The organism is Nocardia sp. NPDC004722, assembly GCF_053601505.1.
Genome location: NZ_JBSGBY010000232.1, coordinates 1 through 11,848, shown reverse-complemented (window position 1 = coordinate 11,848; position 11,848 = coordinate 1). Strand labels below are relative to the sequence as shown.

Annotated in this window: 13 protein-coding genes; 10 read left to right on the top strand and 3 right to left on the bottom strand. The window is 68.5% G+C overall.

What is annotated here, in order from left to right:
* Window positions 1–632: response regulator transcription factor (locus ACWELQ_RS22555; RefSeq protein ID WP_452399024.1), on the top strand; the 632-nt coding region annotated here is incomplete at its 5' end.
* A 38-nt stretch (window positions 633–670) separates the two neighbouring features.
* On the opposite strand, the gene ACWELQ_RS22550 is transcribed toward ACWELQ_RS22555, so the two are convergent.
* From ACWELQ_RS22550 to ACWELQ_RS22540, 3 genes are read right to left on the bottom strand one after another with little or no spacing between them, the layout of a single operon-like run.
* Window positions 671–1,192, bottom strand: a complete 522-nt coding sequence (locus ACWELQ_RS22550) for a nuclear transport factor 2 family protein (RefSeq protein ID WP_452399023.1) — start codon at window positions 1,190–1,192, stop codon at window positions 671–673.
* Window positions 1,193–1,207: 15 nt separating this feature from the next.
* The gene (locus tag ACWELQ_RS22545; RefSeq protein ID WP_452399022.1) at window positions 1,208–1,681 is read right to left on the bottom strand and encodes a hypothetical protein; all 474 of its coding nucleotides are present in this window, start codon (window positions 1,679–1,681) and stop codon (window positions 1,208–1,210) included.
* Between the two features lie 20 nt (window positions 1,682–1,701).
* Window positions 1,702–2,160, bottom strand: a complete 459-nt coding sequence (locus ACWELQ_RS22540) for a MarR family winged helix-turn-helix transcriptional regulator (protein WP_452399021.1) — start codon at window positions 2,158–2,160, stop codon at window positions 1,702–1,704.
* A gap of 302 nt (window positions 2,161–2,462) precedes the next feature.
* Here ACWELQ_RS22540 and ACWELQ_RS22535 point away from each other — a divergent pair, with 302 nt between their 5' ends.
* The 9 genes from ACWELQ_RS22535 to ACWELQ_RS22495 all read left to right on the top strand — a co-directional run.
* Window positions 2,463–4,193: an acetyl/propionyl/methylcrotonyl-CoA carboxylase subunit alpha gene (locus ACWELQ_RS22535; protein WP_452399020.1), complete on the top strand. Its 1,731-nt coding sequence runs from the start codon at window positions 2,463–2,465 to the stop codon at window positions 4,191–4,193.
* A gap of 51 nt (window positions 4,194–4,244) precedes the next feature.
* Window positions 4,245–4,877 (top strand): TcmI family type II polyketide cyclase, encoded by a 633-nt coding sequence (locus ACWELQ_RS22530; protein ID WP_452399019.1) that lies wholly within the window; start codon window positions 4,245–4,247, stop codon window positions 4,875–4,877.
* Entirely contained in the window at window positions 4,874–6,145 is a 1,272-nt protein-coding gene (locus ACWELQ_RS22525; protein WP_452399018.1) for a beta-ketoacyl-[acyl-carrier-protein] synthase family protein, read from the top strand. The genes ACWELQ_RS22530 and ACWELQ_RS22525 overlap by 4 nt, the downstream gene beginning before the upstream one ends.
* A complete protein-coding gene (locus tag ACWELQ_RS22520) occupies window positions 6,142–7,425 on the top strand; it encodes a ketosynthase chain-length factor (protein ID WP_452399017.1) in 1,284 nt (427 codons plus the stop codon). Before ACWELQ_RS22525 ends, ACWELQ_RS22520 begins: the two co-directional genes overlap by 4 nt.
* Window positions 7,422–7,679: an acyl carrier protein gene (locus ACWELQ_RS22515; RefSeq protein WP_452399016.1), complete on the top strand. Its 258-nt coding sequence runs from the start codon at window positions 7,422–7,424 to the stop codon at window positions 7,677–7,679. Before ACWELQ_RS22520 ends, ACWELQ_RS22515 begins: the two co-directional genes overlap by 4 nt.
* Window positions 7,680–7,687: 8 nt before the next feature.
* On the top strand, window positions 7,688–8,464 hold the full coding sequence (locus ACWELQ_RS22510) for an SDR family NAD(P)-dependent oxidoreductase (RefSeq protein WP_452399015.1): 777 nt from the start codon (window positions 7,688–7,690) through the stop codon (window positions 8,462–8,464).
* Between the two features lie 12 nt (window positions 8,465–8,476).
* Window positions 8,477–9,436, top strand: a complete 960-nt coding sequence (locus ACWELQ_RS22505; RefSeq protein WP_452399014.1) for an aromatase/cyclase — start codon at window positions 8,477–8,479, stop codon at window positions 9,434–9,436.
* Window positions 9,433–10,290, top strand: coding sequence for an alpha/beta hydrolase (locus tag ACWELQ_RS22500; RefSeq protein WP_452399013.1), 858 nt, complete (start codon window positions 9,433–9,435; stop codon window positions 10,288–10,290). Before ACWELQ_RS22505 ends, ACWELQ_RS22500 begins: the two co-directional genes overlap by 4 nt.
* Window positions 10,291–10,305: 15 nt before the next feature.
* Window positions 10,306–11,848 (top strand): acyl-CoA carboxylase subunit beta (locus ACWELQ_RS22495; protein ID WP_452399012.1); only part of this gene is annotated, 1,543 nt, incomplete at its 3' end.

Genomic DNA, 11,848 nt, shown 5'->3' with positions numbered 1-11,848 from the left:
GTCTCATCCAGGAGTTGCCACGATATGGTCATCAGGTGGCCACGGTCGACACCGGAAGAATGGCCATGAAGCTGTCCGATCGCGCCGATCTGTTGCTGCTCGATCCGGATCTCACCGACTTCGACGGTTTCGCGGTCTGTCGATCGATTCGCGAACGGCATACCGTGCCGATCATCGTGATCACCGACCGCACCTCCGAGCTGGATTGCGTGCTCGGTCTGCGCTCGGGCGCCGACGACTACCTCACCCGGCCGTTCGGCATCCGGGAACTCATGGCGAGGATCGAGTCGGTCATGCGCCGCGCCTGCCCGGACCCGCGGGTGGAGGCACCCTCGGTCACCCGCTGCGGTTCGCTGCGCATCGACGATATGGCCCGCGAGGTGACGCTGTACGGTCGCTCGATCGTGTTGACCAGGAAGGAATTCGACCTGCTCAGCCTGCTGTCGCGGCGACCGGGAGTGGTGGTGCCGCGGCAGCAGATCCTCAGTGAGGTCTGGGACGGGTCGTGGTCGCAGCACACCGTGGACACCCACGTGAGCAGCCTGCGCGCGAAATTGGGGTCGAGCGAGTGGATCGTCGCGGTCCGCGGCATCGGATTCAAGCTGATGCCCGTCGCCGCGATCTCGGCATGACGGAGGCCGCCGGATCGGGGAACCGGCGGCCGTTCGCATCATTCCCCCACGGCGATGACGTTCAGGTTCTCGTCGAAGAGGTAACCGGCCGGGGCTTCGCCGGTGCGTAGCACCTTGGTCAGTTTCATGCGGCTCAGCCGCCAGCCCGCGAAGGTGCGCCGGGCATCCGCTTCGATATACCCCCAGACCAGCAATGGCGGGGAATCGGGCGTCACATGCCGGTGGGTCGCGGTGAGATTCAGCCGGACCACCGCGATATCGCCGTGGATGTCGGCATGGCAATCGGTGGTGACGTGATGGGTCGGACCGAACAGCGCGACCACGTCGGTCATGTGCCGGGCGAGTCCCTCGATGCCCCGATAATCCTCGGGCGGCAATTCCAGCAGGACATCGCTGGTGAAGATGGATTCGGCCCACTCGTCATTCATGGACTTGCGGTCCTCGAAGAAGAAGAAGGTGTCGAAAAGCGCCGCGATATCGCGTTGGTCGCGCAGTTCGCGAACTTCGAGGCGCAGCGCCGCGATCTCGTCACGGAGTTCTATTTCGAAATTGTTTCGCATAATTCATCCCTGAAATTATCCGCTGCCCGCGGCAACGGTTGGATCCGAATTCGTCATGCCGAACCGGCCGGTGAGCCGGAGCCCGTCGCGAATGTTCAACGACATCAGCGCGATATTGGTGGCCCCCGCGATCAGTTCCACGGCCTGCACGCAGTAGAAGGCGACGCCGAAGTCGCCGTGTCCGGCCAGCACGTCCAGGGTGATCGCGGAGGGGATGAGCACGAGCAGGCCGTTGGCCGCGATGAAGGGCATTCGCCGCTTCTTGGCGAGGATCGTCGGCGAGGTGGCTCCCGCCGACATGCGAAAGCCGCTGGCACCGGTGATCGCCAGCGCCAGGACGAGGACGGGCAGGAACCAGGGGATGGTCTGTTTGAGGGTGGTGATGTCCTGCTTCGATCCGAAGATCTCGGTCACCACGGTGGAGAGCCAGAAGATGAGGATGGTGGTCAGTCCGAGTGCGCCCGCGAAGGGATGAATGCGGGAGAGCATGGGTTACCTCTCTTTGTCGGTCATGTGGCCCGATCGGCTTCGAGGTTGTCGATGGCCTGGCGGGCCATCCGGAGGAAGTCTTCCTCCCGGGTTTCCGGAAACCCCGCCGTGGCAATGGCGTTCACCTCGAGTGCGGCCGCGACCAGGCCGGCGCGCAGTTCCTGGGCGCGCGCGGTGAGGTGGATCAGCGCCCGCCGCCCGTCGGCGGGGTCGGCGGTGCGATGGATCAGCCCGTCGCGCTCCATCCGCTTGAGCGTGTGGGCCATGGTCGACTGGTCGATGCGCACCTTCTCGCAGAGCTCGTTCTGGGTGACGCCGTCCTTCTCGTACAGGGCCAGCAGTTGCGCGAATTGTCCTGGCACCACCCCGTATTCGGCGATCCGATCGCGCAGCGCCTGCTCCATGAGCCGGGCGAGGTGATTGATCACGTATCCCAATGAGGTGCGCCGGTCCATCGGCAGCGTCCCGAGCGGTTTCATGCCTGCCTTCCCTCGATGCGAACGAGCTGAACCCGAGAATACATGGCAAGCCATGTAAGTGCGAGCGCTGGCGAAACCCCTGGTGACAGCAAGTGGGACGCCGCGGCATCGTAGGCGGCGGTGATCCGCGCGGCAACCGGGCGGAGCGGAAATTGCAGCGCACCGGATGTATCGGAATTACTCCGGGATCTCGGGCCGATCAGCTCGGCGGCTTCTGAAGTTTCCCGGACCCGCCGTTCACCCCGCGTCGATCTTGCTTACCCACGCTTGTCCCTGAACCCCAACGACTTTCAGGAGACGCCGTGCGAAAAGTGTTGATCGCCAACCGCGGTGAGATCGCGGTGCGCATCGTGCGAGCGTGCCGGGACGCCGGGATCACCGCCGTCGCGGTGTACGCGACCCCGGATCGCGATGCCGTTCACGTGCGCGCCGCCGACGAGGCGTATGCGCTCGGCGGCGATACGGCCGCGACCAGCTACCTGAGTATCGAGGCCGTCCTGGCCGCCGCGCGAGCATCGGGCGCGGACGCCGTGCACCCGGGTTACGGATTCCTCTCCGAGAACGCCGATTTCGCCGAGGCGGTGCTGGCGGCGGGACTGATCTGGATCGGCCCGCCCGCCCAGGTCATTCGCGATCTCGGCGACAAGGTGACCGCCCGGCGCATCGCCGCCGCGGCCGGTGCGCCGATCGTCGCCGGGACTCCCGGTCCGGTGTCGAACGCCGACGAGGTCATCGCCTTCGCCCGGCAGTACGGACTGCCGGTGGCCATCAAGGCCGCCTTCGGCGGTGGCGGCCGCGGGCTGAAAGTGGCACGCACCCTTGCGGAGATCCCGGAATGCTTCGACTCCGCGGTGCGTGAGGCGCGGGCCGCCTTCGGGCGCGGCGAATGCTTCGTGGAGCGGTATCTGGACCGGCCCCGGCACGTGGAGACCCAGTGCCTGGCCGATGCGGCCGGAAACGTGGTCGTGGTCTCCTCGCGCGACTGCTCGATGCAACGACGGCATCAGAAGCTGGTGGAGGAAGCGCCCGCCCCGTTCCTGACCGCACCCCAGCGCGCGGCGCTCGCGGAGGCTTCCAAGGCGATCCTGCGGACGGCGGGTTACCGGGGCGCGGGCACCTGTGAGTTCCTCGTCGGCGCGGACGGCGCGTTGTCGTTCCTCGAGGTCAATACCCGGTTGCAGGTGGAACATCCGGTCACCGAGGAGGTGACGGGCATCGACCTGGTGCGCGAGCAGCTGCGCCTGGCCGCGGGCGGGCTGCTCGACTATCCCGATCCCACCCCGCGCGGGCACTCTATCGAGTTCCGCGTCAATTGCGAGGACGCCGGGCGCGACTTCCTGCCCGGCCCCGGCGTCGTGACCCGCTACCGGCCGCCGAGTGGGCCCGGCGTGCGCCTGGACTCCGGCATCGAGGCGGGGAGCACGGTCGGCGCGCAGTGGGATTCGTTGCTGGCCAAACTCATTGTCACCGGCGAGGATCGGGCGCAGGCGCTGCAGCGGGCGGCTCGCGCGCTGGCCGAGTTCGAGATCGACGGCCTGCCGACGACCCTGCCGCTGCACCGCGCGGTGGTCGCGGATCCGGACTTCACCGACGCGCCCTTCCGGGTGCACACCCGCTGGATCGAGACCGAATTCCGCAACACCATTCCGGCGCATCCCGAAGCCGCTGCGGTGAAAGAGATTCCGGAGCGCCGCGAGACCGTGGTGGTGGAGGTGCGCGGCCGGCGGGTCGAGGTGACCCTCCCCGTGCGCGGCGCGAAACCCGCCCGGCGCCCGCTGCCTCGGGCCGCGCGCACCGGTTCGGCGGCGCGGCCGAGCGGCGACTCCCTGACCGCGCCGATGTCCGGAACGCTGGTGAAAGTCGCTGCCACAGAAGGTGATTCAGTCACTTCCGGCCAGCTCATCGCGGTGATCGAGGCGATGAAGATGGAGCAGCCGATCACCGCCCACAAGGCGGGGACCGTGGTCGGGCTGATCACCGAGATCGGACAGAGCATCGGCACCGGCGCCGTGCTCTGCCGAATCCAGAACTGACCCCGTATCGAGCACTGACCGACCCGTATCCAGCACTGAGGAGCCGAAGGCATGCACACCACTGTCACGGTCGCCAAGATGACCGTCGCGGCGCGGGATCGCGTCGCCGCCGGGTTCGCGGATTTCGATGCCGCGGACTCCCCAGCGGAGCCGAAAATCGTTCGGCGACAGCTCTTTCACTACCACGACGAGCTGCTCATCCAAGTCGTCGACAGTGACGCGCCCTCCGACGCCGCACCCACTGGTCCGGAGCTCACGGCGGAGTTGAGCGGATTCGACGATGCCGTGACCCCGTTTCGTCCTGCCGCGCAGCGCTACTACCACTGGCTGCCCGGCCCGGTGCATCCGAGCATGTACAGCACGCTGGTGGTGAACCGCCTGACCCCGGCCCGCCGCCCACAGGTCGCGAGCCTGTTCGCCGAGTTCGACACCACCGAGGTGCCGCATCGCATGGGCACCCGGCGGCGACAGCTGTTCGCCTACTCCGGCATCTACTTCCACCTCCAGGATTTCGACACCCCCGACGGCGGCGCGGTGATCGCCCGGGCGTGGCAGCAGGCCGATCCGCGCTTCATCCAGATCTGCGACGACCTCGACCCGTTGATCGAGAAATACGACGCGGCCACCTGGCGCAAGCCCGCCGATGCCGTCGCACAACGCTTCTACCACTGGGAGAAAGCATGAAGACCAGACGTGTCGTCATTACCGGACTCGAGGTGATCGCCCCCGGCGGGGTGGGCACCAAACAGTTCTGGGAACTGCTCACCTCCGGCCGCACCGCCACCCGGCGGATCAGCTTCTTCGACCCGGATCAGTTCCGCTCCCGGGTCGCCGCGGAGGTCGATTTCGATCCGGAGCGCCACGGCCTCACCCCGCAGGAGATCCAACGCCTGGACCGCACCGGGCAATTCGCGGTGGTGGGTGCGCGCACCGCGGTCGCCGACAGCGGCCTGGAGTTCGACACCCTGGACCCGCACCGCATCGGGGTGGCACTGGGCAGCGCGGTCGGCGCGACCATGCGACTGGAACAGGACTATCGGGTCATCAGCAATGGCGGACGCCTGTACCTGGTCGATCAGAAGTACGCCGACCAGCATCTCTATCAGCACCTCATCCCCAGTTCGCTGGCCGCGGAGGTGGCGCAGACCGTCGGTGCGCAGGGCCCGGTCACGGTGGTGTCCTCCGGGTGCACCTCCGGGCTGGACTCGGTCGGGTACGCCGCGCAGCTCATCGCCGACGGCTCGGCCGACGTCATGGTCACCGGGGCCTCGGACGCCCCCATCTCGCCGATCACCATGGCTTGCTTCGACGCCATCAAGGCGACGACGCCGCGCCACGACGCCCCCGAATGCGCCTCGCGCCCTTTCGATGCCACCCGCAACGGTTTCGTCCTCGGCGAGGGCACGGCCATGTTCGTGCTGGAGGAGTTGCACGCGGCCCGGCGGCGCGGCGCGCACATCTACGCCGAGATCGCGGGCTACGCCACCCGGTCGAATGCCTACCACATGACCGGATTGCGTTCGGACGGTAAGGAAATGGCCGAGGCCATCCGAGTGGCGCTGCGCGAGGCCGGGTTGCCGGGCGAGGCGGTGGACTACATCAACGCGCACGGGTCGGGCACCAAGCAGAACGACCGGCACGAGACCGCGGCCTTCAAGCGCAGCCTGGGCGCGCACGCCTACCTGGTCCCGGTGAGTTCGATCAAATCCATGGTCGGGCATTCGCTGGGCGCGATCGGGTCCATCGAGATCGCGGCCTCGGTGCTGGCGCTGGGCGCGAACGTGGTGCCGCCGACCGCGAATCTGCGCACCCCCGATCCGGAATGCGACCTGGATTATGTGCCGCTCATCGCGCGCGACCACCGCACCGACACGGTGCTGACCGTGGGCAGCGGATTCGGCGGCTTCCAGAGCGCCATGGTGCTGACCTCGGGGACGGGAGCCGCGGCATGACCGGCACGCTGACCAATGGCGTCGACCTCGGCCGCCACCCCGCCGACCTCGACACGAGCACCGCGGTGATCACCGGTATCGGCATCACCGCGCCGAACGGCCTCGGCAAGCAGGAGTATTGGGAGGCGACCCGGTCCGGGCGCAGCGGCATCGGCCGCCTCACCCGCTTCGATCCGTCCGGATATCCGGCGACCCTGGCCGGTGAGATCTCCGGCTTCGACGCGGCGCAGCATCTTCCCAACCGCCTACTGCCGCAGACCGATCAGGTCACCCGTCTGGCTCTGGTCGCGGCGGATTGGGCGCTCGCCGACGCGGGGATCGACACCACCACACTCGCGGAATTCGACATGGGCGTGCTGACCGCGTCCGGGTCGGGCGGTTTCGAATTCGCGCAGCACGAGCTGTGCAGCCTGTGGAGTCGCGGCAGTCAGTATGTGAGCGCCTATCAGTCCTTCGCGTGGTTCTACGCGGTCAACAGCGGGCAGATCTCCATTCGCCACGGGCTCAAGGGACCCAGCGGGGTGGTGGTGAGCGATCAGGCAGGTGGCCTCGACGCGATCGGCCACGCGCGCAGGCAGATTCGCAAGGCCACTCCGTTGATGGTGTCGGGCGGCATGGACGCCTCGCTGTGCCCGTGGGGCTGGGCGGCGCTGTGGACCAGCGGCCGGGTGCACGCGGGCAGCGACCCCGAGCGCGCCTACCTCCCGTTCGATCCCCGCGCCTCCGGGCACGTGCCGGGCGAGGGCGGCGCGATCCTGGTCATGGAATCCGCGGCCACCGCCCGCGCTCGCGGCGCGCACAGCTACGGCGAGATCGCCGGTTACGCGGCGACTTTCGATGCCCCGCCGCACGCCCGCCGGGAGCCCGCCCTGGCCGCCGCCATCGACATGGCCTTGGCTGACGCCGGGGTGGCCGCGAGCGATATCGATGTGGTGTTCGCCGACGCCGCCGGCATCCCCGAACTCGATCGCATCGAGGCCGACGCGATCGCCGACACCTTCGGCTACCGCGCGGTCCCGGTCACCGCACCGAAAACCATGACCGGACGGCTGTATTCGGGCGCGGGCCCCCTCGATGTGGCCACCGCCCTGCTGGCCATGGCGGCGGGAGAGATCCCGCCCACCATCAATGTCACCCCGAGTTCCGACTCACCACTGGATCTGGTGGTCGGTGGGGCGCGGCGCGCAACGGTGCGTGCCGCGCTCGTACTCGCCCGCGGCCAAGGCGGTTACAACTCCGCGGTCGTGCTGTTCGGCCCCGATGGAAGGAAGAGACCATGACATTCACCCTCGACGACCTCACCCGCATTCTCGAGGAGGGTTCCGGCGCTCCCGAGGGCGTGGACCTGGCGTCCGGCATTCTCGACCGCACCTTCGAGGATCTCGGCTACGACTCCCTGGCCATGCTCGAGACGGCCAGCCGCGTCGAACGCGAATTCGGTGTGACGCTGGAGGATTCGACCGTCGTCGACGCCACCACCCCGCGCGCCTTCCTGGCCGCGGTGAACGCGCTCATCCCCGTCCCGACCACCTAGGAGCCACCATGTCGCAACGCCACGCCCTGGTCACCGGAGCGACCAGCGGAATCGGCCTGGCCGTCGCCCAGTTGCTCGGCGGCGCCGGGTACCGGGTCTACCTCGGGGCGCGCACCGCCGAGAATGTCGCCACCACGGTCAAGCAGCTGCGCGAGACGGGGATCGAGGTCGACGGCCGCGCGGTCGATGTGCGCGAAGGGGATTCGGTGCGTGAGTTCGTCACCGCCGCCGCCGCGTGTTTCGGCCCGGTCGACGTCCTGGTCAACAATGCGGGCATCAGCGGTGGCGGCGTCACCGCCGACCTCGGGGACGAGGTGTGGGACAACGTCATCGAAACCAATCTCAACAGTGTCTTCCGGATGACCCGGGAGGTGCTCAACACCGGTGGCATGCGCGGGCTCGAGCGCGGTCGCATCATCAATATCGCCTCGACCGCCGGCAAGCAGGGCGTGGTGCTCGGTGCGCCGTACTCCGCGTCCAAGCACGGGGTCGTCGGCTTCACCAAGGCGCTGGGCAATGAGCTCGCCCCGACCGGCATCACCGTGAACGCCGTCTGCCCCGGATACGTGGAAACGCCCATGGCGCAACAGGTTCGAAAGAATTACGCCACGCTGCAGCAGACCACCGAGGACGCCGTGATGGCGAAGTTCACCGCCAAGATCCCGCTCGGCCGCTACTGCACCCCGCAGGAGGTGGCGGGGCTGGTGGGCTACCTGGCCTCCGACACCGCCGCATCCATCACCGCCCAGGCATTGAACGTCTGCGGCGGGCTCGGGAACTTCTGAAGGGAAGCCATCATGGCCGAATCGACCACGGGGACCATCGAATCCGTCACGGGACACGCCGAGCACAGCATCGAGATCGACGCGCCCGCGGCCGCCGTCTACGAACTGCTGGCCGAGGTGGGCAACTGGCCGCAGTTGTTCCCGCCCACCATCTTCGCCGACTATCTGGAGAACGACGAGCGCGAGCAGCGCATTCGGATCTGGGCCACCGCGGGCGAGGGCGTCAAGCATTGGGTCTCGCGGCGGCTGCTCGATCCGCAGTCGCGGCGCATCGAATTCCGGCAGGAGGTCAGCAGCGCGCCGGTGGCCGCGATGAGTGGCACCTGGATCATCGAAGCGCTGCCCGACGACCGCTCCCACGTCCGGCTGCTGCACGAGTATCGGGCGGTCAGCGCGGACCGGCTGGGTTGGATCGACGACGTGGTCGACCGCAATTCACGCACCGAACTCGCGGCGCTGAAGACGAATGTCGAACTCGGCGTCGCGGGTTCGGACGCGGCGTTCTCGTTCGAGGACACCGTCGAGGTGCTGGGTTCGGCCGAGGACGTCTTCGGGTTCATCAGTGAGGCGCAGTTGTGGCCGGAGCGGCTGCCGCACGTGGCGGGGGTGGATCTGACCGAGCCGGGGCCGGGCATCCAGTCGCTGTCCATGGACACCGTCGCCGTGGACGGGTCCCAGCACACCACCATGTCCTACCGAATCGTGTTCCCGTCGCACAAGATCGCCTACAAGCAGCTCACCATGCCCGCCCTGATGACGCTGCACACCGGGTACTGGACGGTGCGGCCGCTCGAAGCGGGGGTGTCGGTGTCCTCGCAGCACAGTGTGGTGATCAATACCAACAACATCGCCGCGGTGCTGGGGCCCGACGCCGATGTCGCCGAGGCGAAGGCGTACGTGCGGCGGGCCTTGAGCACCAACAGCCTCGCGACGCTGCGCCATGCCAAGAACTATGCCGAGGCCAGATCATGAGCCCGGGCGAGGCGCTGCGGACGGTGTCGCCCGGCGTGCACCGAATACTGCTGGACGCCAACGGTATTACGCTCTCGGCGCTGTTCAGCACGCCCGCGCTGGATCTGCCGCGCGCCACCATCGTGGCACTGCACGGGGCGGGGATGTCCGGGGCCTACTTCCACGGGCTGGCGCACCCCGACGTCTCCCTGCTCACCACCGCCACCCGGATGGGTTACGCGGTGCTGGCCCTGGACCGGCCCGGCTACGGCGCGTCCGCCGCACAGCTGCCCGACGGGCAATTGCTCGGCGGGCAGGTGGAGACGGTGCGCGCCGCCCTGGCCGACTTCACCGCCCGCCACGACATCGGGGCCGGGCTGTTGCTGCTCGGGCATTCCTTCGGCGGCAAGCTCGCGCTCGTCCTCGCGGGGGACAGCGCATTCGGCGGCGTGGAGGTGTCCGGGTGCGGGCACCGGCTCGCGCCCCTGGCGGCGGACGCCAAACTCTGGAAACGCAACTGGGGCGACCTGCAGCTGTATCCGCCGCGGACGTTCCGGCAGGCCGGTGCCGCGGTGGACACCCCGCCGCCGCTGGAGCTGGCCGAGACGCTGGACTGGCCGGAGACCTTCGCCGAGGCGGCCGCGCGGATCCGGATTCCGGTGCGGCTCAGCTTCGCCGAACAGGAACGGTGGTGGCGCACCGATGCGGCCACCCTCGACGAACTGCCCGCCCTGTTCGCCGCCGCGCCACGCGTCGGCATCGCCCGGATTCCGCACGCGGGGCACAACATCAGCCTCGGCTGGGCGGCGCGCGCGTACCACGCGGGTGCGCTGGCGTTCTTCGAAACCTGCCTGCTCGACCGCGCCGCCGCCTGACCGAGGAGCACAGCCATGACCGAGGAATCCACGCTGCCGCGTCCCGCCGAGACCTTCGACCGCGTTGACGAACTGCGCCTGCGCAAGGAACTGGCCGCGGCCGGGCCCGGTGCGGCGGCCACCGAACGGCAGCACGCCAAGGGCAAACTCACCGCCCGGGAACGTATTTCGCTTCTGCTCGATCCGGATTCGTTCACCGAGATCGAAGCGCTGCGGCGGCATCGGGCCGTCGGATTCGGGCTCGAGCAGCAGCCGTACACCGACGGCGTGATCACCGGGTGGGGGACCGTGGACGGGCGCACCGTCTTCGTCTACGCCCACGACTTCCGCATCTTCGGTGGTTCGCTGGGCGAGGCGCATGCCGAGAAGATCCACAAGCTCATGGATTTGGCGCTCGCGGCCGGTGCGCCGCTGGTCTCGCTGAACGACGGTGCGGGCGCGCGCATCCAGGAGGGCGTGACGGCGTTGGCCGGCTACGGCGGCATCTTTCGGCGCAATACCGCTGCCTCCGGGGTGATTCCGCAGATCAGCGTAATGCTGGGGCCGTGTGCGGGCGGTGCGGCGTACGCGCCCGCGCTGACCGACTTCGTGCTCATGGTGCGCGGCATCGCGCAGATGTTCATCACCGGGCCGGAGGTCGTCACCGCGGTCACCGGCGAGTCGGTGACCTTGGAAGGGCTGGGCGGCGCGGACATTCACGCCGAGCAGTCCGGGGTGGCGCACTTCGTGCACGATGACGAGGCCGCCTGCCTGGCCGATGTGCGCTACCTGCTGTCGTTCCTGCCCGCGCACAATCGGGAGCTGCCGCCGGTGGTGCCGACCGATGATCCGGCCGATCGGCGTTGTCCCGCACTCGCCGACCTCGTGCCCGAGGTCGGCACCGTGCCCTACGACATGCGTGACGTCATCGCCGAAATCGCCGATGACGGAGCCTTTCTGGAGGTCCACGAACGCTGGGCGGGCAATGTCGTCGTGGCCCTCGCCCGGATGGACGGGCACACCGTGGGCTTCGTGGCCAACCAGCCGAACTGCCTGGCGGGCACCCTGGACATCAGCGCCAGCGAGAAGGCGGCACGCTTCGTGCAGATGTGCGATGCCATGAACATTCCGCTCATCACGCTGCTGGACGTGCCGGGCTTCCTGCCCGGTGTCGGCCAGGAGCACGGCGGGATCATCCGGCACGGCGCGAAACTGCTGTACGCCTACTGCGATGCCACCGTGCCGCGCATCTCGATCGTGCTGCGCAAGGCGTACGGCGGGGCGTACATCGTGATGGATTCCCGCAGTGTCGGCGCGGATCTGGCATTGGCCTGGCCCACCAATGAGATCGCGGTCATGGGGGCCGAGGGGGCGGCGAACGTGGTGTTCCGCAAGCAGATCGCCACCGCGGCCGATCCGGCCGCCATGCGGGCCGAACTCGTCGCCCGGTACGCCCGCGAACTCATGCATCCCTACTACGGCGCCGAACGCGGACTGATCGACGACGTGATCGATCCGGCCGACACCCGCGCGGTGCTCATCCGATCGCTGACCATGCTGCGCGCCAAGCATGCCGATC

Excerpts from the sequence above, each read along its gene's own strand:
- ACWELQ_RS22540 (WP_452399021.1), bottom strand. The coding sequence starts at position 2,160 with ATGAAACCGCTCGGGACGCTGCCGATGGACCGGCGCACCTCATTGGGA.
- ACWELQ_RS22500 (WP_452399013.1), top strand. The coding sequence starts at position 9,433 with ATGAGCCCGGGCGAGGCGCTGCGGACGGTGTCGCCCGGCGTGCACCGA.
- ACWELQ_RS22515 (WP_452399016.1), top strand. The coding sequence starts at position 7,422 with ATGACATTCACCCTCGACGACCTCACCCGCATTCTCGAGGAGGGTTCC.
- ACWELQ_RS22550 (WP_452399023.1), bottom strand. The coding sequence starts at position 1,192 with ATGCGAAACAATTTCGAAATAGAACTCCGTGACGAGATCGCGGCGCTG.
- ACWELQ_RS22525 (WP_452399018.1), top strand. The coding sequence starts at position 4,874 with ATGAAGACCAGACGTGTCGTCATTACCGGACTCGAGGTGATCGCCCCC.
- ACWELQ_RS22530 (WP_452399019.1), top strand. The coding sequence starts at position 4,245 with ATGCACACCACTGTCACGGTCGCCAAGATGACCGTCGCGGCGCGGGAT.
- ACWELQ_RS22505 (WP_452399014.1), top strand. The coding sequence starts at position 8,477 with ATGGCCGAATCGACCACGGGGACCATCGAATCCGTCACGGGACACGCC.
- ACWELQ_RS22520 (WP_452399017.1), top strand. The coding sequence starts at position 6,142 with ATGACCGGCACGCTGACCAATGGCGTCGACCTCGGCCGCCACCCCGCC.
- ACWELQ_RS22510 (WP_452399015.1), top strand. The coding sequence starts at position 7,688 with ATGTCGCAACGCCACGCCCTGGTCACCGGAGCGACCAGCGGAATCGGC.
- ACWELQ_RS22545 (WP_452399022.1), bottom strand. The coding sequence starts at position 1,681 with ATGCTCTCCCGCATTCATCCCTTCGCGGGCGCACTCGGACTGACCACC.